18 protein-coding genes, 3 tRNA genes and 2 pseudogenes are annotated in these 21,220 nt (G+C 69.9%); 13 read left to right on the forward strand and 10 right to left on the reverse strand.

All coding sequences use genetic code 11. The features are described from left to right. Positions 1 to 97: 97 nt before the first annotated feature. Both ASG80_RS21675 and ASG80_RS24255 read right to left on the reverse strand, forming a co-directional pair. Positions 98 to 778: pseudogene (locus tag ASG80_RS21675) on the reverse strand (DDE-type integrase/transposase/recombinase); the annotation flags it as partial. 93 nt (positions 779 to 871) lie between these two features. Next, positions 872 to 1,147, reverse strand: a pseudogene (locus ASG80_RS24255) (IS481 family transposase); the annotation flags it as partial. Between the two features lie 245 nt (positions 1,148 to 1,392). Between ASG80_RS24255 and ASG80_RS21685 the strand changes: the two are divergent. Then, a complete protein-coding gene (locus ASG80_RS21685) occupies positions 1,393 to 2,325 on the forward strand; it encodes an IS481 family transposase (protein ID WP_056734698.1) in 933 nt (310 codons plus the stop codon). 231 nt (positions 2,326 to 2,556) lie between these two features. Here the strand turns inward: ASG80_RS21685 and ASG80_RS21690 are convergent, their stop codons facing one another. The 7 genes from ASG80_RS21690 to ASG80_RS21720 all read right to left on the reverse strand — a co-directional run bounded on the left by ASG80_RS21690 (position 2,557) and on the right by ASG80_RS21720 (position 8,230). Next, positions 2,557 to 4,023, reverse strand: coding sequence for a glycosylase (locus ASG80_RS21690; protein WP_056734700.1), 1,467 nt, complete (start codon positions 4,021 to 4,023; stop codon positions 2,557 to 2,559). Further along, a complete protein-coding gene (locus tag ASG80_RS21695) occupies positions 4,020 to 5,045 on the reverse strand; it encodes a hypothetical protein (RefSeq protein ID WP_056735024.1) in 1,026 nt (341 codons plus the stop codon). Before ASG80_RS21695 ends, ASG80_RS21690 begins: the two co-directional genes overlap by 4 nt. Positions 5,046 to 5,047: 2 nt before the next feature. Continuing rightward, the gene (locus ASG80_RS21700) at positions 5,048 to 6,184 is read right to left on the reverse strand and encodes a glycosyltransferase (protein WP_056734702.1); all 1,137 of its coding nucleotides are present in this window, start codon (positions 6,182 to 6,184) and stop codon (positions 5,048 to 5,050) included. A 154-nt stretch (positions 6,185 to 6,338) separates the two neighbouring features. Beyond that, entirely contained in the window at positions 6,339 to 7,361 is a 1,023-nt protein-coding gene (locus tag ASG80_RS21705) for a glycosyltransferase family 4 protein (RefSeq protein ID WP_235508440.1), read from the reverse strand. Between the two features lie 508 nt (positions 7,362 to 7,869). Further along, a tRNA-Phe gene (locus ASG80_RS21710) sits at positions 7,870 to 7,942 on the reverse strand. An 89-nt stretch (positions 7,943 to 8,031) separates the two neighbouring features. After that, positions 8,032 to 8,105, reverse strand: a tRNA-Asp gene (locus ASG80_RS21715). A gap of 52 nt (positions 8,106 to 8,157) precedes the next feature. Beyond that, a tRNA-Glu gene (locus ASG80_RS21720) sits at positions 8,158 to 8,230 on the reverse strand. 221 nt (positions 8,231 to 8,451) lie between these two features. On the opposite strand from ASG80_RS21720, the gene ASG80_RS21725 reads away from it, so the two are divergent. After that, on the forward strand, positions 8,452 to 9,777 hold the full coding sequence (locus tag ASG80_RS21725) for a M23 family metallopeptidase (RefSeq protein WP_056734706.1): 1,326 nt from the start codon (positions 8,452 to 8,454) through the stop codon (positions 9,775 to 9,777). Beyond that, positions 9,770 to 11,077 (forward strand): C40 family peptidase, encoded by a 1,308-nt coding sequence (locus ASG80_RS21730; protein ID WP_056734708.1) that lies wholly within the window; start codon positions 9,770 to 9,772, stop codon positions 11,075 to 11,077. Before ASG80_RS21725 ends, ASG80_RS21730 begins: the two co-directional genes overlap by 8 nt. A 480-nt stretch (positions 11,078 to 11,557) precedes the next feature. Here the strand turns inward: ASG80_RS21730 and ppa are convergent, their stop codons facing one another. Continuing rightward, positions 11,558 to 12,046 (reverse strand): inorganic diphosphatase, encoded by a 489-nt coding sequence (gene ppa / locus ASG80_RS21735; RefSeq protein WP_056734710.1) that lies wholly within the window; start codon positions 12,044 to 12,046, stop codon positions 11,558 to 11,560. 79 nt (positions 12,047 to 12,125) lie between these two features. On the opposite strand from ppa, the gene tilS reads away from it, so the two are divergent. From tilS to ASG80_RS21785, 10 genes are all read left to right on the forward strand, one after another. After that, positions 12,126 to 13,133 carry a tRNA lysidine(34) synthetase TilS gene (gene tilS, locus ASG80_RS21740; RefSeq protein WP_056734712.1) on the forward strand — a complete coding sequence of 336 codons (1,008 nt, stop codon included), beginning with the start codon at positions 12,126 to 12,128 and terminating at the stop codon, positions 13,131 to 13,133. An 87-nt stretch (positions 13,134 to 13,220) separates the two neighbouring features. Next, entirely contained in the window at positions 13,221 to 13,772 is a 552-nt protein-coding gene (hpt, locus tag ASG80_RS21745) for a hypoxanthine phosphoribosyltransferase (RefSeq protein WP_056734713.1), read from the forward strand. 32 nt (positions 13,773 to 13,804) lie between these two features. Continuing rightward, complete coding sequence (locus ASG80_RS21750) at positions 13,805 to 15,496, forward strand: MFS transporter (protein WP_056734714.1); 1,692 nt, start codon at positions 13,805 to 13,807, stop codon at positions 15,494 to 15,496. Between the two features lie 103 nt (positions 15,497 to 15,599). Continuing rightward, positions 15,600 to 16,259, forward strand: coding sequence for a DUF2652 domain-containing protein (locus tag ASG80_RS21755; protein WP_235508441.1), 660 nt, complete (start codon positions 15,600 to 15,602; stop codon positions 16,257 to 16,259). Positions 16,260 to 16,375: 116 nt separating this feature from the next. Further along, positions 16,376 to 18,394, forward strand: a complete 2,019-nt coding sequence (gene ftsH, locus ASG80_RS21760) for an ATP-dependent zinc metalloprotease FtsH (RefSeq protein WP_056734717.1) — start codon at positions 16,376 to 16,378, stop codon at positions 18,392 to 18,394. Between the two features lie 28 nt (positions 18,395 to 18,422). Then, complete coding sequence (folE, locus tag ASG80_RS21765; RefSeq protein ID WP_056734719.1) at positions 18,423 to 19,019, forward strand: GTP cyclohydrolase I; 597 nt, start codon at positions 18,423 to 18,425, stop codon at positions 19,017 to 19,019. A gap of 19 nt (positions 19,020 to 19,038) precedes the next feature. Beyond that, on the forward strand, positions 19,039 to 19,830 hold the full coding sequence (folP, locus tag ASG80_RS24260) for a dihydropteroate synthase (RefSeq protein ID WP_056735026.1): 792 nt from the start codon (positions 19,039 to 19,041) through the stop codon (positions 19,828 to 19,830). Next, positions 19,823 to 20,194 (forward strand): dihydroneopterin aldolase, encoded by a 372-nt coding sequence (gene folB / locus ASG80_RS24265; protein ID WP_200952658.1) that lies wholly within the window; start codon positions 19,823 to 19,825, stop codon positions 20,192 to 20,194. Before folP ends, folB begins: the two co-directional genes overlap by 8 nt. Next, positions 20,191 to 20,676, forward strand: coding sequence for a 2-amino-4-hydroxy-6-hydroxymethyldihydropteridine diphosphokinase (gene folK / locus ASG80_RS21780; protein ID WP_056734723.1), 486 nt, complete (start codon positions 20,191 to 20,193; stop codon positions 20,674 to 20,676). Before folB ends, folK begins: the two co-directional genes overlap by 4 nt. Beyond that, positions 20,673 to 21,146 (forward strand): DUF3180 domain-containing protein, encoded by a 474-nt coding sequence (locus tag ASG80_RS21785; protein WP_056734725.1) that lies wholly within the window; start codon positions 20,673 to 20,675, stop codon positions 21,144 to 21,146. The genes folK and ASG80_RS21785 overlap by 4 nt, the downstream gene beginning before the upstream one ends. The last annotated feature ends 74 nt before the right edge of the window (positions 21,147 to 21,220 follow it).

Raw genomic sequence — 21,220 nt, forward strand, 5'->3', positions numbered from 1 at the left:
CGCCAAGCCCGGTCGACAAATCGAACGAAGGACACCGTGGTCAATTCTTTGCCAGGGTCAGACCAGGCCCAGCGCAGCACCACGATAAGTCTTCACAGTTCTTTCCTTGCGTGGTCGGCTTGTAGGGTTTCCCGGTGATCGGTTCGACGCCGAGCGATCGCAGGTAGGCGACCAGCTGGCCCCGCACGCCGCGGCGGGACGGGTTCAGCGCCGCCCCGTTGTCGCTGAGCAGCCGCTGCGGGACACCGTGAGCGGCGACGCCCTTCTTCACGACGGCGATCGCCGCTTCGGAGGTTTCGCCCCAGGCGACGTGGGACGCGACGGCGAGGCGGGAGTGGTCGTCGATGAGCTGGAAGATGACGCACTTGCGGCCGCCGGTGAGGACGTATTCGGTCGCGTCGAGCTGCCAGCACGCGTTCGGCGCGGGATAGACGAATCGCCGGTACGAGGACCGTGGCTTCTTCCGTGGTTCGACCTTCGCAACGCCGGCGTCGCGGAAGATGCGAGACAGCGACGCCGTGGACGGCACCGGCTCCATGCCGAGCGCTCGCATCTTCTCGTGCACGCTGATCGGGCCGTGGTCGAGTCCGGACTGTTCCAGCGCGGCCCACACCGCGACSGCCTGCGCGGCGATGTCCTCGGGGAGCTTGCCGGRGCTGTGATTCGGACRTCTCGAGCGCGGCTCCAACGCTGCCGCGGGCCCCTCCATCGCGGCGCGTCGGCGGATCGCATAAAACGTCTCTCGCGAGATCCCGTGCTCCAGGCAGAACGTCGTCACCGATCCCCGCGGCGCGTCCGGCGGCCACTGCGTGATCNCTCGCCACTACTCACGGAATCACGGTTGTTTTCTCTTCCTGTGGGTACTGAGATGTTTCACCAGCGACGCCGTGGACGGCACCGGCTCCATGCCGAGCGCTCGCATCTTCTCGTGCACGCTGATCGGGCCGTGGTCGAGTCCGGACTGTTCCAGCGCGGCCCACACCGCGACGGCCTGCGCGGCGATGTCCTCGGGGAGCTTGCCGGGGCTGTGATTCGGACGTCTCGAGCGCGGCTCCAACGCTGCCGCGGGCCCCTCCATCGCGGCGCGTCGGCGGATCGCATAAAACGTCTCTCGCGAGATCCCGTGCTCCAGGCAGAACGTCGTCACCGATCCCCGCGGCGCGTCCGGCGGCCACTGCGTGATCRCGAGGCGGACACGAGGATCAACTGGCTCAACACGGCTCATCCCTCACATATAGAGGGAGAAGTGTCAGGACCAACCGACCCCGAAACGTCAGAGATCTATTGATCCGGAAACGTCAGAGATGTCCTGATAGATCGCAATTTCGACCGCGGGTCTAAAACTGATGGAGGTTGTTGACAGTTGGGTCTTCCGATTGGGAGGAAGATTCCATGTCACTACGAGAGCTCGAGCGTCGGGCGAAACACAAGCTCGCGGTGCTGCGGCACGTCGAGGAGATCAGCGGGAACGTCGCGGCGACCTGCCGCTACTACGGCATCAGCCGGCAGGTCTACTACAAATGGCGAAGACGGTACGAGGAAGAGGGCTTCGAAGGGTTGAAAGACCGGTCGAGCATCCCGCATCACCAACCCACCAGGACCGATCCTGAAGTTGTCGAGAAGATCCTCTGGCTGCGCCAGCAGTATCACTGCGGCCCGCACAAGATCTCGATGTATCTGGCCCGCTATCACGACATCACCGTCAGCCCGTCCGGGATCTGGCGCATCCTGCACAAGCTCGGCCTCAGCCGGCTGCCGGCGTCGCAGCGTTACAAGCGCACTCAGACCCGGTGGAAGCGTTACGAGAAGCAACGCCCTGGGCACCAGCTGCAGGTCGATGTGAAGTTCATCGAGCCGCTGGGTCAGACCGGACGGAAGAAGCGCTACTACCAATACACCGCGATCGATGACTGCACCCGCCTCCGGGTGCTGCGCGCCTACCCCCGAAACGACCAGAAGACCGCGATCCAGTTCATCGACCACGTCCTCTCGAAACTGCCGTTCCAGGTCGAGCAGGTCCAGACCGACAACGGTCAAGAATTCGGGCAAGCATTCCACTGGCACCTGCTCGACAAAGGCATCGGCCACGTCAAGATCCGGCCCAGGACACCCCGGCTCAATGGCAAGGTGGAGCGCTCGCACCGGATCGACTCGGAGGAGTTCTACCGGCTCCTCGAAGGCGAAGTCATCGACGACGCGAACCTCTTCGCCGAACGCCTCCAGCAATGGGAAGACCACTACAACTACGATCGACCCCACGGCGGCCTCGCAGGCCAAACACCCTACGAACGCCTCAGACAGAAAGCACGCGACCCACTGTCATAGGCCTCCGTCAGTTGCACAGTCGGAGTTCGATTTAGGCAGTGCGGCCCTCGACCAGTCGTGCCGCTGGGACGCGCTGTGTTTCGACCGGCACGTCGTACGAGATCGTGCGCAGCGGTCTGCGCCCGCCGGGAGCGTCATCCGGTCGACGCAGGCCCTGTGGACTGCGACATCCGGCTCATCGAGGAACTGCGATGTGTGATGCCGCGCTTTCCCGCGCGTCAGACGACCAGGTCAGTGCGACGAGCGCCGAATCATCGATGCGATGAGTTCATCGATCGAAACGGAGAACACCTGGATGCGCGCGTCCCCAACGCCCACGGGGATCCACAGGACGCCGCGGTGGGCGATCGCACCGCACGAGTACACGACACGCGGCACGTAGCCATCCTGCAGTGCGCCGGTCGGCTCCAGCAGCGGTGTGGTCGAGCGCGCGATCACCTGCGACGGGTCGTCGAGGTCGAGAAGGAGCGCGCCGAGCGAGTAGGTGCGCAGGGGTCCCACTCCGTGGGTGAGCACGAGCCACCCCGCATCGGTTTCGATCGGGGAACCGCAGTTGCCCAGTTGCACGAGCTCCCACAGCTCCGTTGGGCGATGCACGATTCCGAGGTCGTCCCAGATCACGCCGTCCGCCGACCGTGCGAGCGAGATGTTCTCACCGTCCGTGCGGCTGAGCGCCAGATGGTGGCCGGCGACGAGCCGGGGGAACAATGCCATGCCCTTGTTGTGAGCGCCGGTGCCGGTCAGGCGATGGACGGCGAACGAGGTCAGGTCGGGAGAGGTGATGAGCCTGGGTGCGACGTCCCTGCCGTCGTACGCCGTGTAGGTCGCGCGGTACCCGATGGTCCCATACACGTCGGTGAAGCGGACGAAGCGGGCATCCTCCATGCCATGGTCCTCTTCGGTGGAGACCGGGAGCAGCACGCGTGCACTCAGCGGCACGGATGCGGGGAAGTCGGCGCGATACGCCGATGCCGCCATGTCGCGCAACGCCTGTGTCGGCTCGCGGCTGTCGGGACGGGTGGAGAGCTCGTCCGGCAGCGTGAGCAGCGCCTGCTCGAGCTCGACGCCTGTGAACCGTTCGGGCAGGTTGCCCACGACGGCGTTCGCGAGATCGCTGAGATGACCTTCGTGCTCGAGCGCGCGACCGAAGTGGTGCCGGGACCAGTCTCCTCCCGAGATCATGGGACCGGTGATCGGCGCCGCCCTCGGCACGAACGTCCACGTGTCGTCGGCGCCGATCACGGCCTCGGCGAAACCGATCGACGAGATGTGTCCTTCGCCGATGCAGCGAAGGGCGATCGCTACCCTGAGCTGGTCGGGATCGAGATCCTCCTGGGATGGATGCACGATTGCGCTCGGGTTGCAGAGCGCGGCTCCCTCGACGGCATACTCCGCCGTGAATGCCGCACCGAGCACGAGTGCCTGAGACTCCGTCAGCATGGCGGAATCCCGGACGCGACTGCCGACCGCCCTGGCGTTGGCGAGGATGAGGTCGGCGGCATCCGCGTGTCGTTCCGCGAGATCGGCAACGACACGATCGGCGGTCTCCTGCGTGAGCCGAGGGGGGCTGTCGAGCACGCGAGCGACGATCTGCGTGACGCGCGAGTGCGACGAAGGGAGCCCGTCTCCGGGGAGGAAGAACCTGGCGACGACGCGTGAGGGATCGTATTCGAGGTGTGCCGGGTGTGCGCGGATCATCGCGAGGGCACCACCTCGAGGACGCCGAGACGCCGGGCCTGCTGGTACGTGCTCAGCGCCGCGAGCGTCGACTCGGCCCCTCGGTTCTCGTTGCGCCCGTCCGACTCCAGTCCGTCGAACCCGGCGCCCGACTCCGAGTCGAACATGGGGGTCGACGCATCGTTGTCCCCCATGAACCACGCCCAGGTCGTGGCGACGGCGTCGCGCCACGACGGGTCCTCCGTGATGTCGAACGCGCGTGCGCAGGCATCCGCGATGGCGGCCACCTCGATCGGCTGCTGGTCGAACTGGGCCGCCGTCTGCGCGGGGCCACGACCGCCGGTTCCGGTCACGGAGAGGTGTCCGCCGGCCGTCTCGATACCGACGAGGAAGCGCAGCATCCCGAGCCCGTGGCTCACGACACGAGGGCTCTCCAACGTCATCCCGGCGGCCAGCAGGGCTTCTGGGAGCACCGCATTGGCGTACCGGAGGCGAGGTTCCGGCCAGGCCCATGGGTCGTCTCGCGGGATCACGATCGTCGACACCCCGTCGAGCAGCAGCGTGTGCGCGACGAGGTCGTCCGGATGCGCGGCCAGCAGGTCGGCGGCCCCGAGCGTGGCGAACGCCATGGCCCGTCCGTGAGGCGATCTGGCGGATGCCGCACGGTGGAACGTGCTCAGTGCGCGCGAGCGCGCGGTCTCCGTCGGAGCGCGGGCGGCTGTCACGCCGAGCGCCCACAGCGCGCGACCCCACCAGTCGCCGAGGGCCGGGTCGTCGGTCCAGCCGCCGCCCGCTGCCATGCGGTTGTGCACGCGGCCGTCGGCGTCGACCGCATCCTCCAGGAACCGGAGGCACGTCTCGGCGAGGGTGCCGAGTTCGGGCGTCTGGTCCGGTTCGCGCACCATCACGATGAGCGCGCGAGCCACGTCGTCGACGCAATAGCCGTCGCCGCGGCGCGGGACGTCGAACAGCGCATGCTCGAAGATGCCGTGCTCGTCCATGAGCGCGACGAGGTGGGCGTACGACGGCGAGCGGCCCGGCATGATCACGCGGCTCGCGCCTCGGCGATCCGGTCCGCGAGCTCGCGATAGCGCTCACCGACGACCGGCCACGATGAATCGTGCGCATCGCGGAGGGCGGCTTCGTGCATCCGCCGGGCCGTCTCCTCGGTCTCCACGATCGAGCGGATCGCGGCGGCCATCGATTCCGGGTCGCCGTGACGGGCGATCAGGCCGGCCCCGCCGCCGAGCAGCTCGACCGCATGGGGGAACCCGGTCGCGACCACGGGAACCCCGGCCGCGATCGCCTCGACCAGGACCCCGGAGGTGGCCTGGTCGCGAGAATCGTAGGGCAGTAGCACGACGTCCGCCGTCGTCACCAGGTCGGCGAGCTGCGCCGCATCGAGATACCGGTCGTCCATCGTGATGGTGTCGTCGAGCCCGAGGTCGGCGATGAGCCGCTGGAGTGCCTCGCGATACCGCTCTCCTTCGAGTGCGAGCACCTTCGGATGGGTCTGCCCGGCGATGACGTACTCAACCGGGGACGCGAGCTCGCCGAGTTCGGCGATCGCGCGGATGCCCCACTCGAGGCCCTTGCCTGGCGAGATCAGCCCCCACGTCAGCACCCGCTTCGTCGAGTTGCGCCTCGGCTCGGACGCCGCATGCTGCACCGGGACTCCGTGGGGGATGACGCGGACCTTCATCGGCGTGACTCGATACGTTCTCATCAGGATGTCGCGCGCGTTCTCGGTCATCACCACGACGGCTGCGGCCGACTCGCAGACCGACTCCAGGACCGCGCGCTGATTGCGCGTCGGCGCGGAAAGTACGGTGTGCAGGACGACGATCGTCGGCGTGCCGAGCATCCGGAGCAGCGTGACGACCTCGTCGCCGTCGCGTCCGCCGTAGATGCCGTACTCGTGCTGCACGATCGCGACGTCGCACTCCTCGAGGACGCGAACCGACGCCGCGACACTGACCGCGTCGCCCGCGATGAGTTCGCGCGTCGCGGGAATGCGGCCGACGACGGTCGGAGCGGGTCGTTCGATGGGCGAGTCGAGCACCCGCACGATCGTGGCATCCCGGGTTCCGTGGCCGCCGAGGGCGCCCGCGAGGGCCTCGGTGAATGTCGCGAGCCCGCAGCGGGTGGGCGGGTAGGTGGACAGGAATCCGTAGCGGGTCATGGCGACTTTCTCTTCCGACCCGGCATCATTCGATGCCTGGTGCCTTCGAGACGTCTGCCAACGGCAACCCCCGTGGAACTGCGCCTGCGCTGCCGCGGTCCGGTTCACGCGGCCCGAGAGCAGGGCGCGCTGTGCTCCGCACCATACACCACGGCTATGCGAGACTCCCGGGGCGCTCGAGCACCGAGCGGTACACCTCGAGGTAGCCGTCGACCATTCGCTCCACATCGAAGCGCTCGCGCGCGCGCCGCCGTACGACGGTGCGATCCAGGGCGGCGGCGCGAGGGACAGCGTCGACGGCCTCGGCGACGCAGTCGACGACGAAACCGGTCAGGCCGTCCTCGACCACCTCGGGCATCGAGCCGCGCCGGTAGGCGACCACAGGTGTTCCACACGCCATCGCCTCGATGACCGAGAGGCCGAACGGCTCCGCGAAGTGGATCGGATGCAGCAGCACGGCCGCCGACGCCAGCACCTCGGTCCGCTCCGCAGGTCCCACCGATCCGCGATACACGACCCGGTCGCCGTCGATGCGCGGTTCGACCTGCTCCGCGAAGTACGCGGCATCCTGAACGATTCCGCAAATGACAAGTCTCCGTTCCGCCCGGGCGGCGATGTCGATCGCATCGGCGATGCCCTTGTCGGGGTGGATGCGGCCGAACACGACGAGATCATCGCGCGCTCTCGACGCCGTGTCGACATCCGGGGTGTCGAACTCGGTCATGTCGATGCCGTGGTGCACCGTCGCCGCGTACGTGAGCGCGGGCGAGCGGTCGGCGTCCGAGATCGAGACGAACGTCGAGCGCGCGCGCTCGTACGCCGGCAGGATCGACTCACCCGAGAAGCCGTGGATCGTCGTGACCATCGGCGCACCCCACTGGGCGTCGAAGGCGAGCGGGAGCCAGTCGAGTTGGTTGTGCACGAGGTCGAATCCCGACGAGAGGTCCATCGCATGCGCGATGTGCAGCGCCTCCCATACCCGGCCGTCCATGTCGGCGTCCTCGGCATAGCCGTGCGGTGCCACCGACTCGAGCGTCGCCGACGTCACCGAATCGGCCGTCGCGAAGAGGGTGACGTCGACGCCCCGGCGCACCAGCCCCTCGGTGAGCAGGCTCGTCACCCGCTCCCACGGGCCGTAGTGCCGCGGTGGCGTGCGCCACGCGATCGGCCCGAGCATCGCCACCTTCATCGCCCAGGCCGCTCACGTCGCGCGCAGGCGCCACTCTCGACCGTCACGGAGTCACCGGCTCGAGCACTCCTACGACCGACACGCGAGCACGACGAACCGTGTCACCGCTGAGCCAGGCCGGAGCTGTTCTCGTCACGTTGAGACACTACGCCCCATCCCCGTGTCGTCCTCCAGCCGGGCGTCGAGGGACGCTCGAGCTCTCGTTGTGACATTGACGGCGGTCACTGATATTCCCCACTTTCGCTCACCGAAATTCCCCACCCTGGGTCGCTCCGTCGCATGAGACGGGCCTCCCTCGATGCTGGTGGTCACTGACCACACACCCTTCGAGGGAGGCCCACGCGCGGTGCAGAGTGCTCCGTCCGCAACGAACCGTCCCGTTCAGTGCTGGCGGGACCGTTAGGCGTGGGCAATTGTGGGCAAACGATACGAATGCATGCGTCGGCGAACCGCGCGCCCGACGAGAAAACCCCTGGCTAGCCGGGGGTTTTCGATGTGGCTCCGACCGGCATCGATCCGGTGACCTTTCGATTTTCAGTCGAACGCTCTACCAACTGAGCTACAGAGCCTCGGGGCATCCGGCCGATTCGCATCGGCATGGGTACCTCGATAAGGAGAAAGCCCCTTCTCTCGTAAGGGAAAGGGCTTGTCGCCTGAGCGACCCTGACGGGACTTGAACCCGCGACCTCCGCCGTGACAGGGCGGCACGCTAACCAACTGCGCTACAGGGCCTCGATTGGTGTTCGTTCGAACACCGAGCTGTTCAATTGTAATGCCTTCGCGGTGACCCCAACGGGATTCGAACCCGTGCTGCCGCCGTGAAAGGGCGGTGTCCTAGGCCACTAAACGATGGGGCCGGGTGGCCGTGCTTTGGGGCATGACCGCCGACAGCCAAGCATACGGAACATCGCCCTCGATGGCAAAACGACGGCGACGGATGCCACGAGCCCCTGCCTGCGGCATCCGCCACACGCGCCGAAATGCCCGGAAAGCGCGCAGCCCGCGCCTATCGTGGGGCTGCCACTGCCCGCACGAGAGCGAGGAGCGCGGGGCGTCGAGCCCCCGTGGACGGGGAACCATGGACCGCACCACCGACCGCATGCCGACCGCCCGAGTCAGAACGACGACCCCCCGCTGGAGCCGCCGCAGGCTCGGAGGACGGCACCTGCGCGTGCGTGTGCGGCACCTGATGGCGGGCCTCTCGATCGCGACGATGGCGATCGTCGGCGCCGTGGTCGCGCCGGCGGGTGCGCAGGCCGCGACCTATCCCACGTGGGACGAGCTGCAGGCCGCCAAGGCGAACACGGCGGCGGGCGCTGCGGCGGTGGAGCAGATCACCGCGCTCATCGCCGAGCTCGAGACGAACGTGGCGGTCACGCGCGCCGAGGCGGAGCGCCGCACCGACGAACTCATGATCGCGCAGCAGAAGTTCGACGACGCGGTGGTGCGCGCGAACCAGATCCAGGCGCAGGCCGACGCGTCGGCCGCCGAGGCCGCGGCCGCCGAGCGGAACGCCGGTCAGGTCGCCGCCCAGCTCTACCGCGCCGGCTCGGGCGACGTGGGCGTGAACCTCTTCCTCGACGCGGGCAACGCGGCGGCCACCGAGGCACTGCTCGCGAAGCTCGGCAGCATGGAGAAGATGGTCGAGCGCACGTCGGGCATCTACAACCGCGCGAAGGAGAAGCAGAACGCCGCACGCTCCCTCGCCGACCAGGCCGAGGTGGCGCGGGCCGAGCGCGAGAGGCTCCGCATCGCCGCCGAGGAGGCACTGGTGGTGGCACAGGCCGCCCAGGCCGCGGCGGAGGCCGCGCTCGCCGAGTCGCAGGCGAAGAAGATCGAGCTCGAACAGCAGCTGAAGTTCCTGCAGGACACCGAGACGAAGACCGCCGCGGCGTACCAGGAGGGCGAGCGCATCCGCAAGGAAGAGGAGGAGCGTCGCCGTCAGGAGGCGCTCCGGAACGGCTCGCCCGGCGCGGTCGCGTCCTCGGGCTGGGCGCTTCCGGCCGCGGGTTGGATCACGGCGGGCTATGGTCCGCGCGGCTCGATCTGCACGGACGGCGGCTGCTCGAACTCCTTCCACTACGCGGTCGACCTCGGCACCGGATGCTCCGCGCCGATCTACGCGGCGAACAGCGGCGTCGTACGCTTCGCCGGCTGGTCGGGCACCTATGGCAACTACGTGCAGATCGACCACGGCGGCGGCGTCTGGACCGGCTACGCGCACATCCGCCCCGGCGGCACGTTCGTCGGCACCGGCGAATGGGTGGGGGCCGGCCAGAACATCGCGTCGAGCGGCACCACGGGAGCGTCGACCGGGTGCCACCTGCACTTCGAGGTGTTCGTCGGCGGCAGCCGGATCGATCCCGTCCCGTTCATGGCGGATCGGGGCGTCTCCCTTGGCTGAGCACCGCACGCGCCCCGTCTCGCGCGTGAAGCCAGTGACCGTGTTCTCGACGGTCGCGGTGGGTGCGGTCACGGCGTCGGTCGCCGCCGCGGGCGGTCCGGCGATAGCGGAGCCCGACTATCCGTCGTGGAGCGAGATCGAGCAGGCCAAGCAGAACGAGCAGACGAAGCAGGCCGAGATCAACCGGGTCGGCGAACTGCTCGCGGGCCTGCAGCAGGCAGCGGATGCCGCGGTGCAGACGTCGATGATGGCCGACGAGGCCTGGCGCATCGCAATCGGCGAACGCGACCGGGCGGCCGAGCGGGAGCGCACCCTGGGCCGGCAGGCGGACGAGGCCGACGCGGTCGCCGAGATCTCGAAGATGCGCGCGGGACTGCTCGCGGCGCACCTGGCCAGGACCGCCGGCGCCGGGCTCACCGCCGAGCTCGTCTTCTCGGGCGACGACACGGCGGCGCTGCTCCAGCAGCTCGGCATGGCGTCGAAGCTCGGCGAGCAGTCGAACGCCGTCTACGAGCAGGCCGTAGCCGACCGCAACACGGCCGACTCGCTCCGAGAGCAGGCAGCGGATGCCGCGGCGGAGCGCGAGCGGCTCGCCGCGCTCGCCGAGCAGCGCGCCGACGAGGCGCGGGCCGCCGCCGATGCGGCCAACGCCGCGGTCGCCGTGCAGGAGCAGAAGTCGACCGAGCTGTACGCGCAGCTCGCGACCCTGAAGGACACGACCGCGGAGCTCGAGCGGCAGCGCGCTGAGGGCCAGGCGAGGGAGGCGGCCGAAGCAGCGGCTGCGGCGGCTGCGGCGGCGGCTGCGGCGGCTGCGGCGGCTGCTGCCGCTGCGGCGCAACCCCCGCAGCCGGCGCCGGGCGGCGACTCCGGCGGCTCCGGCGAAGGGGACGGCGGCTCACCCGCCCCCGAATCGCCCGCGAGGCCGGACACCGGTGCGGTGGAGACCGCGATCTGGTTCGCGAGCCAGCAGCTCGGCGAGCCCTACCGCCTCGGCGGCGCCGGGCCCGACGTCTGGGACTGCTCGGGCCTCACCAAGGTGTCGTACGCGAACGCCGGCATCTCTATCGGCACGCACTCGGCGACGAACCAGTACTACACCCTGGCCGCCCGCGGCCTCGCGGTGCCGCTGTCGCAGATCCAGCGCGGGGACCTGCTGTTCTGGGGTTGGGGCGGCGACTACTACCACGTCGCGATCTACCTCGGCGGGGGCCGCATCCTCGAGGCGCCGCGCGATGGCGTCCCAGTGCGCGAGTACTTCATCTGGGGGTCGCCCTCGGCGGCCGCCCGTCCCGCCGGCTGAGCACGGCAGACGCGAGAAAGGGGCGAGCCGGATGGCTCGCCCCTTCGTCGGTGTCGGATGCCGCATGCTCGCGGCATCCGTTCCCGGTCGTCTGCAGGAAGAAGAGCGGGACACGCAGGGTCGGATGCCCCGACAGGCCGCCGGCAGGCGGGTTCTTCCTGCAGTCCGATTGATGTTCGGATAGTCCGGGCGAGCGCGTGCGTTCCTCACCCTGCGGAGGCTGGACGAATCCAGGAACGGAGCGCTGGAGGAGTGCAGGAGAAAGACTGGAGGAGTGCAGGAGGAAAAGCGGGACAGGCAGGGTCGGATGCCTCGACAGGCCGCCGGCAGGCGGGTTCTTCCTGCAGTCCGATTGATGCTCCGGGGGCGCGGCGGCGCCGCGGCGCCCCGAGACGCGAGAAAGGGGCGAGCCGGATGGCCCGCCCCTTCGTCGGCGTCGGATGCCGCGGGCTCGCGGTATCCGCTCGGCTCGCGCTCAGATCAGTAGTGACCGGGGAACGCCTCGATCGCCTTCTGGATGAGCGACTCGGCCTCGGCCACGTCCGCCCAGCCCTCGGTCTTGACCCACTTGCCAGGCTCGAGGTCCTTGTAGTGCTCGAAGAAGTGCTCGATCTCCTTGCGGGTGAACTCGGGGATGTCGGCGAGGTCCTGGATGTGGTTCCAGCGCGGGTCGCCGGCGGGCACGCCGATGATCTTGGCGTCGCCGCCGCCGTCGTCGGTCATGTTGAACACGCCCACAGGGCGCACCTTCACGCCCACGCCGGGGAGGAGCGCGTACTGGGTGAGCACGAGCACGTCGAGCGGGTCGCCATCGTCGCCGAGGGTGTTCTCGAAGAAGCCGTAGTCGGTCGGGTACGCGAACGACGTGTAGAGCACGCGGTCGAGGAACACGCGCCCCGTCTCGTGGTCGACCTCGTACTTGTTGCGGCTCCCCTTCGGGATCTCGATGATGGCGGCGTACTCGCCCATGCTGGTTCTCCTTGTCTGGAAGCTTCGGCCGCGGCCGGTGTGACGGAACCCGGCGCGATCGGCGGAATAAGGTTACTTGATGCCTTCCGAGCAGCCTTCAGCCGAGCGTCGGCCGCGACTGACGCCGCCGATCGCCGACATTCGCCGTGCGGTGCGTGCGGTGCTGCCCGACGGGGGGCTCGTGCTCGTCGCGCTCTCGGGCGGCGCCGACTCGCTCGCGCTCGCCGCGGCCACGGCGTTCGAGGCGCCGCGCGCGGGCCTCCCCGCCGGCGCGGTCATCGTCGACCACGGCCTGCAGGATGCCTCCGCCGACGCGGCCGCCGCGGCATCCGACGTCGCGAGGGCGCTCGGGCTCGACCCCGTGATCGTGCGCCGCGTCGAGGTGACGGGGGAGGGCGGGCCCGAGGCATCCGCTCGCCGGGCCCGGTACGCCGCGCTCGACGCGGTCGCGGCAGAGACGGGCGCGACGCTCGTGCTCCTCGGCCACACGCTCGACGACCAGGCCGAGACGGTGCTGCTCGGCCTCGCCCGGGGCAGCGGCACCGCGAGCCTCGCGGGCATGCCCGCCCGCACGGGCCGCTACGCACGACCGCTCCTCGGAATCCGGCGCGCGACCACCCGGCAGGCATGCCTCGACGCCGGGCTCGCGCCGTGGGACGACCCGCACAACACGGATGCCGCGTACGCACGCGTGCGGGTGCGCGACCGGGTGCTGCCCGTGCTCGAGGCCGAGCTCGGACCCGGTGTGGCCGAGGCCCTCGCGCGCACCGCCGAGCAGCTCCGCGAGGACGACGAGGCGTTCTCCAGCCAGATCGACGAGTTCATCGAGGAGGTCTGCGAGCCCGCCGAGGCGGGCATCGCCGTGTCGGTGGGCGCGCTCGCCGCGAACCCGGCGGCCCTGCGGCAGCGGATCATCCGGCACGTCGTGGCGAGCGAGTTCAGCGTCTCGCTCTCGCGCACGCAGACCCTCGAGGTGGCCCGGCTCGTGACCGACTGGCACGGGCAGGGGCCGCTCGACCTGCCGGGCGGCATCCGCGCCCGACGCGAGCACGGCCTCGTCGTCTTCTCCGCCGCCGACGCGGGTTGAGGAGCCGCGAAGCGGCGTCTCGAAGCCCGATGGGCCCACGGCGGTAGGCTCGTGGCATCCGTTCGCCCACGACACCAGGGAGCAGGCATGGACGCGCGCGAGATCGACGCCGACCTCACGGAGGTGCTCGTCACCGAAGCCGAGATCCACGCGAAGCTCGGCGAGCTCGCCCGCCGCATCGAGGCGGACTACGTGGGCAAGGACCTGCTGCTCGTCGGCGTGCTGAAGGGCGCTGTCATGGTGATGGCCGACCTCGCGCGCGAACTCAAGCCGCACGTCAACATGGACTGGATGGCCGTGTCGTCGTACGGCGCAGGCACCCAGTCGAGCGGCGTCGTGCGCATCGTGAAGGACCTCGACACCGACCTGACCGGGCGTCACGTGCTCATCGTCGAGGACATCATCGACTCGGGCCTCACGCTCAGCTGGCTGCTCGGCAACCTCGAATCCCGCGGCGCGGAGTCGGTCGAGATCTGTGCCCTGCTACGCAAGCCGGATGCCGCGAAGGTCGACGTGACCGTGAAGTACCTCGGCTTCGACATCCCGAACCAGTTCGTGGTGGGCTACGGGCTCGACTACGCCGAGCGGTATCGCAACCTGCGCGACGTCGCGATCCTCGCACCGCACGTGTACACCTGAGCTGCGGCGAGCCGAGGCCCTAGAGTCATCTCATGGGCGACGTTCGGCGCCGGAGCAGGGTGCGCGACGCTGGCGCTGCCTTCACGAGCAACTGGCGCAACCCCAACCTCCGCCGTGCCCAGCTCAGCTTCCTCGGCGCCTGGACCGCCGAGTGGGCCTTCACCGTGGCGCTCGGGATCGTCGCCTACCGCGACGGCGGCGCAGCTGCCGTCGGACTCGTCGGGCTGCTGCGCATGGTGCCGTCCGCCATCCTCGCCCCGCTGCTGTCGCCGATCGCCGACCGTGGGCGCCGGGAACGGGTGCTCATCCTGGTGTCCATCGTGCGCGGCGCTGCGACCGCCGCTGCCGCCGTGGTCGTCGCGGTCTCCGGTCCCTCGGCGGTCATCTACGCGCTCGCCGTGCTGTCGACGATCGCCGCCACCCTCTATCGCCCGGCGCACTCCGCGCTCCTGCCGTCGCTGTGCCGCACCGGGCACGAGCTCGCCAGCGCCAACATGGTGCGCGGGCTGCTCGACTCGGCGGCCACCCTCGTAGGCCCACTGCTCGCGGCGGTGCTGCTCCAGTTCACCGGGGTGGACGTCGTGTTCTGGGTCGCTGCCGGCGCCTCGTTCGTGGCGGCCGCCCTGCTCGTGCGACTGCGGTACGACGCCCCGCCGCGACCGCCCGCACCGAGCCGTCCCAACCTGGCCAGGGAGGCGGTCGAGGGTGTGCGCGCGGTCATGCAGGACCGCGACCTGACCCTCATCCTCGGCCTCGCGGCGGCGCAGGCCCTCACGCGGGGCGCGCTCACCGTGTTCTCCGTCGTGGTCGCGATCGAGCTGCTTGGCACCGGCGAGCCGGGCGTCGGCGCCCTGATGGCCGCGGTCGGGGTCGGCGCGGTGCTCGGGTCGCTCTTCGCCTCACTGCTCGTCGGCTCCGGCCGACTGGGCGCCTGGTTCGCCGTCGGGGTCGGCCTGTGGGGACTTCCGCTCACGCTCGTCGCCCTCGTCCCCCAGCAGTCGGCGGCGCTGGGCCTGCTGGCGTTCATCGGCGTGGGCAACGCCCTGGTCGATCTCGCCGGGTTCACCCTGATCGCCAGGAAGGCTCCCGACGAGGTGCTCGCACGCGTCTTCGGGGTGCTGGAGAGCCTGGTGGCCGTGTTCATCGGGATCGGCGCCGTCGTCGCGTCGTCGATGATCGCGTGGGTCGGGATCCAGAACGCGCTGATCGTGATCGGGCTGGTGTGCCCGGTGCTCGCGGTAGTGTCGTGGCGGCGACTCCGGGGCCTGGACCGATCCGTGGACGTCCTCGACGGGGACATCGGGCTGCTCCAGCGGGTGCCCATGTTCCGCACCCTGCCGCTGCCCTCCGTCGAGCAATTGGCGCGCGGCCTGGAGCCTGTCGTGGTTCCCGCAGGCAAGGCGGTGTTCACGCAGGGGGATATCGGCGACCGCTATTACGTGATCGAGTCGGGCGACGCCGACGTGGTGGGCGACGGCCGGGTCGTGGCGACGCTCGGCCCGGGGGAGGGCTTCGGCGAGATCGCGTTGCTGCGCCGTACGCGACGAACGGCCACCGTGGTGGCTCGGAGCTTGCTCCGGCTGCGGGCGCTCCGCTCGGAGCGGTTCCTTCCCGTCGTGCTCGGGTACACCGCGAGCGCTCGAGAGGCGGCGGTGGTGATCGACGACGAGCTCGACCGGTACTCGCCGAAGGAGCCGTTCGAAGAACCGCCGACGTCGTCGTGAGAGCCTTCCCGGTTGAGAACCCCAGGCTTTGGTGCGAACCTAGGGCATGGAATCCGGCCGTGCCGTCCTGCTCATTGCCGACATCGGTGGCTACACCGACTACATGAGCTCCCATCGGATGAGTCTCGCGCACGCCGAGGTCAACACCGCGCGGATGCTCGAGAAGATGATCGATGCCGCCCCCGACTTCGACCTCATCGAGATCGAGGGCGACGCGGCGTTCCTCTCCCGCCAGGCCGACGAAGGCGACAGCGACGCCGCGATCGCCGAGATCCTCCAGGCCGCCGCCTCCATGCATCGGGCCTTCCATCTCGAGCGGCAGTACGTCGCGGCGAACCTGTGCCCGTGCGCAGGGTGCAAGGGGGCGGCCGATCTCAAGCTGAAGTTCGTGGCGCACATCGGCGACGTGGCCATCCAGACCATCCGGGAGCGGATCAAGCTCGTCGGGATCGACGTCATCCTCGTCCATCGCCTGCTGAAGAACCCGGTCGGCATCCCCGAGTACGTCCTGCTCTCCGAGGAGCTCTACCGCACCGGTGAGGAATCGTTGCCCGATCCAGTGCACGAGGTATCGCCGGAACTCGAGGGCTTCGGAACCGTCCACGCATACTTCGTGGACGTCGGAGACCTCGACGGCTCGCCCCCATCGCTGCCCGCGCCGTCCTGGCCGGGACGCCTCGGGAGGACGGGCGCGGCGCTCGGTCTGGGACTGCCGTACATGATCGGCCTTCGACGCACCCGCCGTGCCGCATCCGCTCAGTGAGGCGGTATGAAGAGGGAGGCGATGACATGCGGGCTGCGCCGACGCGCAGGCCGTGCAGCAGCCCTCAGCGAACAGGGAGCCGACGCTCAGCACCGTCGAGGTAGCCTTGCAACACCATGAACATCAAGAAGATCCTGCGCGGGCCGATCATCTACATCCTGCTCGCGATCGTCGCCGTGTGGATCGGATCCAGCCTCATCACGGCCTCGGGATTCCGCGAGGTGTCGACCCAGGAGGGCCTGCAGCTCCTGAAGAACGACAAGGTCGCGTCCGTGAAGATCGTCGACGGCGAGAACCGCGTCGACCTCACCCTCGCCCAGCCCGACGACGAGCTCGGCTCGCAGGTGCAGTTCTACTACGTCACGCCGCGAGGCGCCGACGTGATCGCCGCGGTCGACGCGGCCGATCCTGAGGACGGCTTCAACGACGAGGTACCGCAGCCGAACTGGTTCCTCTCCATGCTCGGCATCCTCCTGCCGCTCGTGCTCATCGGCCTCTTCTTCTGGATCATGCTCTCGGGCATGCAGGGCGGCGGCAACCGGGTCATGCAGTTCGGCAAGTCGAAGGCGAAGCTCGTCACGAAGGAGAGCCCGAAGGTCACGTTCGACGACGTCGCCGGCGCCGACGAGGCGATCGAGGAGCTCCACGAGATCAAGGACTTCCTGAAGGAGCCCGCCAAGTTCCAGGCGGTGGGCGCTCGCATCCCCAAGGGCGTGCTGCTCTACGGCCCTCCCGGCACGGGCAAGACGCTCCTCGCGCGCGCCGTCGCTGGTGAAGCGGGCGTGCCGTTCTACTCGATCTCGGGTTCCGACTTCGTCGAGATGTTCGTCGGGGTCGGCGCCAGCCGGGTGCGCGACCTCTTCGACCAGGCCAAGCAGAACGCGCCGGCCATCATCTTCGTCGACGAGATCGACGCGGTCGGCCGCCACCGTGGTGCCGGCCTCGGCGGCGGGCACGACGAGCGCGAGCAGACCCTGAACCAGCTGCTCGTCGAGATGGACGGCTTCGACCCCAAGACGAACGTCATCATGATCGCGGCCACCAACCGCCCTGACATCCTCGACCCGGCGCTGCTGCGTCCGGGCCGGTTCGACCGCCAGATCGGCGTCGATGCGCCCGACCTCAAGGGCCGGCAGAAGATCCTCGAGGTGCACTCGAAGGGCAAGCCGCTCGCGAAGGGCGTCGAACTCGAGGTGCTCGCGCGGAAGACCCCCGGCTTCACAGGTGCCGACCTCGCGAACGTGCTCAACGAGGCCGCGCTCCTCACGGCGCGCTCGAATGCGCAGCTCATCGACAACCGCGCCCTCGACGAGGCGGTCGACCGCGTGATCGCGGGCCCGCAGCGCCGCTCGCGCGTGATGAAGGACAAGGAGAAGCTCATCACCGCCTACCACGAGGGCGGCCACGCCCTTGCCGCGGCGGCGATGAACTACACCGACCCCGTGACGAAGATCACGATCCTGCCGCGCGGCCGGGCCCTCGGCTACACGATGGTGCTGCCGCTGGAGGACAAGTACTCGGTCAGCCGCAACGAGCTGCTCGACCAGCTCACCTACGCGATGGGCGGTCGCGTGGCCGAGGAGATCGTGTTCCACGACCCGTCGACGGGCGCCTCGAACGATATCGAGAAGGCCACGTCCACCGCCCGCAAGATGGTCACCGAGTACGGCATGAGCGCGAACGTCGGTGCGGTGAAGCTCGGGCAGTCGCAGGGCGAGGTGTTCCTCGGCCGCGACATGGGCCACCAGCGCGACTACTCCGAACGGATCGCCGAGAAGGTCGACGCCGAGGTGCGCACGCTCATCGAGCAGGCGCACGACGAGGCGTGGCAGGTGCTGAACGACAACCGGGAGATCCTCGACAAGCTCGCGGGCGAGCTCATCGAGAACGAGACGCTCGACCACAAGCAGATCGCCGAGATCTTCAAGGACGTGAGGCGGCTGCCCGAACGCCCGCTCTGGCTCTCGAGCGGCAACCGCCCCGTCTCCGACCGCCCGCCGATCGCCTTCCCCACGCAGAAGGCGCCGATCGACCAGGGCGCCGTCGACGGTGGCGTCGACTCGGGTCAGACGCCGGTCGAGGAGCCGGCCGCCTCGCGCGCGCCGCGCTCGAAGCCGCGGCCCGCGACGGCCTAGCCGCCGACCGACCCGAAGAGGGGGTGCCATGGCCGGTGTCGACACCGGGCGCATCGAGCGCGCCGTGCACGAGATCCTGCTCGCCATCGGCGAGGACCCGTCGCGGCCCGGGCTCGAGCGCACCCCCCAACGCGTGGCGGAGGCGTACGCTGACTTCTTCGGCGGCCTCACGGTGGATCCGCTGAGCCACCTGGCCGACGCGGTGCCGCTCGGGGATACCGAGGCCGGCGTGCCGGCGACATCCGACGCGGTGGTCCTGCGCGACCTCGCGTTCCGGTCGGTCTGCGAGCACCACCTGCTTCCGTTCGTCGGCACGGCCCACGTCGCCTACCTTCCGCGCGACCGGGTGGTCGGCCTCGGCCGCATCCCAGCCGTCATCGAGACGCTCGCGGCGCGCCCCCAGCTGCAGGAGCGGCTCACCGAGGAGATCGCCGACGCGCTCGAAGCGGGCCTCGACCCGAAGGGCGTGCTCGTGATACTCGACGCGCAGCACCGGTGCGTGACCACGCGCGGGTCGCGCCAGGAGCGCAGCTCGACGATCACCATCGCGAGCCGCGGCGCCCTCGCCGAGCCGGCGGCGCGCAGCGAGATCATCGCCCTGATCGGGACTCCGGAACGTGGCTGACGCGGTGCCCACGCTGGTCATGGGCGTCGTCAACGTCACGCCCGACTCGTTCAGTGACGGCGGGCGCTGGTTCGACGCCGACGCGGCCATTGCGCACGGCCTGGAGCTCGTCGCCGACGGAGCCGACATGCTCGACGTGGGCGGAGAGTCCACCCGCCCGGGCGCCGCACGCGTCGAGCCCGACGAGGAGCTGCGCCGCGTCGTGCCCGTGGTGCGCGAGCTCGCTGGCCGCGGCATCCGGGTGAGCGTCGACACCATGCGCTCGGCGACCGCGCTCGCCGCCGTCGAGGCGGGCGCCGAGATCATCAACGACGTGTCTGCAGGGCTCGCGGATGCCGCGATGGCGCCGATCGTCGCCGGGACCGGCGTGCACTACGTCGCCATGCACTGGCGCGGGCACTCCGACCGCATGGACTCCCTCGCCGAGTACGCCGACGTCGCGGCCGAGGTGCGCGACGAGCTCGCCGTCCGGGTGGACGCGCTCGTCGCGGCGGGCGTCGCGCGCGAGCGGCTCATCCTCGATCCCGGGCTCGGGTTCGCCAAGCGCGGCGCGCAGAACTGGGAGCTGCTGGGGCGGCTCGACGTGCTCGCCGACCTCGGCCTGCCGATCCTCGTGGGCGCGTCGCGCAAGCGATTCCTCGGCGCACTGCTGCCCGACGACGCCGCGATGGAGGAGCGCGACCTGCCCACCGCAGTGGTCAGCGCCCTCTCGGCGCAGGCCGGCGTGTGGGGCGTGCGCGTGCACGACGTGCGGGGCACCCGTCGCGCGCTCGACGTCCTCGGAGCGTGGCAGAGTGGACGACGTGCATAGGACCCCCGACCGCATCACCCTCACCGGCGTGCGCGTCCGCGCGCACCACGGCGTCTTCGACTTCGAGCGCGAGCAGGGGCAGGAGTTCGTGATCGACGTGTCCGTGGCGGTCGACCTCGCCGCCGCGGCATCCGGAGACGACCTCGACCGCACCGTGCACTACGGCGAGCTCGCCGAGGCGGTGGTCGCCGCCGTCGAGCGCGACCCCGTCGACCTCATCGAGACCGTCGCCGAGCGGGTGGCCGGCGTGGCCCTCGCCTACCCGGCGGTCGAGGAGGTGGAGGTCACGGTGCACAAGCCAGAGGCCCCCATCTCGGTGCCGTTCGCTGATGTCGCGGTCACGATCGTGCGGAGCCGAGCATGACCCGCGCCGTCATCGCCTTCGGGGCGAACCTCGGCGATCGTGAAGCCACCATCGCCTCGGCGACGCGTGCCCTCGCCGAGACCCCCGGCGTGCAGCTCGTGGCAGTCTCGCCCGTATACGAGACGGCCGCGATCAAGCACTCCGGGGTCGACCCCGTTGCGCCCGGCTACTTGAACGGGGTCGTCATCGTCGAGACCGCCCTTGCGCCGCTCGACCTCCTCGATGTGCTGCAGGCCGTCGAGGCGGAGAACGGTCGGGTGCGCACCGAGCACTGGGGGGATCGCACGCTCGACCTCGACCTGATCGACTTCGGCGGGGTCGTCTCGGCCGACGAGCGGCTCGAGCTGCCCCACCCGCGTGCGTGGCAGCGGGCGTTCGTGCTGCAGCCGTGGCTCGACGTCGACCCCGACGCGGTGCTGCCGGGGCGGGGGACCATCGCCGAGCTCCGCCGGGTCGCCCACGACGAGGTGGTGCGACGATGAAGCGCACGCACACGTCGACCGTCATCGCGTTCGTGCTGGCGGGCATCGTGGGAGGCTACCTCGGCGACCTCGCGATCGTGTCGGCCGGCGCGAGCGCGATCGTGCCGCCGCTGTCGCTGCCGATCACGCTCACCGGCGTCGCCGTCATCGTGGTGGCACTGGCCTGGCCGGTCCGCCGTGCGGTGAAGGGAAAGTCCACGAAGCACCTAGACCCGTTCCGCGCCATGCGCACGGCGGTGCTCGCCAAGGCGTGCAGCCTCAGCGGCGCGCTGGTGTTCGGCTTCGGCCTCGGCATCACGCTCTTCCTGATCACCCGCAGCGTCGTGCCCTCCGCGGACACCATCTGGCTCGCGTTCGCCACGGCGATCGGGGCGGGCCTCCTGCTCGCCGGCGGCCTCGTCGCCGAAGCCTTCTGCACGCTCCCGCCGGACGACACCGAACCAGAGAAGGAAGAGCACGCGCATGCCTGAGACCCGTGACGACGCGGGCGGTTCCGAGCACGGCGAGACGGATGCCGCGATCATGACGCCGGCGGCCGGTTCGG

This window comes from Agromyces sp. Soil535 (assembly GCF_001428255.1).
In the GTDB taxonomy this organism is placed as follows: Bacteria; Actinomycetota; Actinomycetes; order Actinomycetales; family Microbacteriaceae; genus Agromyces.

Bases quoted from the DNA above. Each gene is read 5' to 3' on its own strand.
- ASG80_RS21685 (WP_056734698.1), top strand. From the start codon at position 1,393: ATGTCACTACGAGAGCTCGAGCGTCGGGCGAAACACAAGCTCGCGGTG.
- ASG80_RS21690 (WP_056734700.1), bottom strand. From the start codon at position 4,023: ATGATCCGCGCACACCCGGCACACCTCGAATACGATCCCTCACGCGTC.
- ASG80_RS21695 (WP_056735024.1), bottom strand. From the start codon at position 5,045: ATGCCGGGCCGCTCGCCGTCGTACGCCCACCTCGTCGCGCTCATGGAC.
- ASG80_RS21700 (WP_056734702.1), bottom strand. From the start codon at position 6,184: ATGACCCGCTACGGATTCCTGTCCACCTACCCGCCCACCCGCTGCGGG.
- ASG80_RS21705 (WP_235508440.1), bottom strand. From the start codon at position 7,361: ATGCTCGGGCCGATCGCGTGGCGCACGCCACCGCGGCACTACGGCCCG.
- ASG80_RS21725 (WP_056734706.1), top strand. From the start codon at position 8,452: ATGGACCGCACCACCGACCGCATGCCGACCGCCCGAGTCAGAACGACG.
- ppa (WP_056734710.1), bottom strand. From the start codon at position 12,046: ATGGGCGAGTACGCCGCCATCATCGAGATCCCGAAGGGGAGCCGCAAC.
- tilS (WP_056734712.1), top strand. From the start codon at position 12,126: ATGCCTTCCGAGCAGCCTTCAGCCGAGCGTCGGCCGCGACTGACGCCG.
- hpt (WP_056734713.1), top strand. From the start codon at position 13,221: ATGGACGCGCGCGAGATCGACGCCGACCTCACGGAGGTGCTCGTCACC.
- ASG80_RS21750 (WP_056734714.1), top strand. From the start codon at position 13,805: ATGGGCGACGTTCGGCGCCGGAGCAGGGTGCGCGACGCTGGCGCTGCC.
- ASG80_RS21755 (WP_235508441.1), top strand. From the start codon at position 15,600: ATGAGCTCCCATCGGATGAGTCTCGCGCACGCCGAGGTCAACACCGCG.
- ftsH (WP_056734717.1), top strand. From the start codon at position 16,376: ATGAACATCAAGAAGATCCTGCGCGGGCCGATCATCTACATCCTGCTC.
- folE (WP_056734719.1), top strand. From the start codon at position 18,423: ATGGCCGGTGTCGACACCGGGCGCATCGAGCGCGCCGTGCACGAGATC.
- folP (WP_056735026.1), top strand. From the start codon at position 19,039: ATGGGCGTCGTCAACGTCACGCCCGACTCGTTCAGTGACGGCGGGCGC.
- folK (WP_056734723.1), top strand. From the start codon at position 20,191: ATGACCCGCGCCGTCATCGCCTTCGGGGCGAACCTCGGCGATCGTGAA.
- ASG80_RS21785 (WP_056734725.1), top strand. From the start codon at position 20,673: ATGAAGCGCACGCACACGTCGACCGTCATCGCGTTCGTGCTGGCGGGC.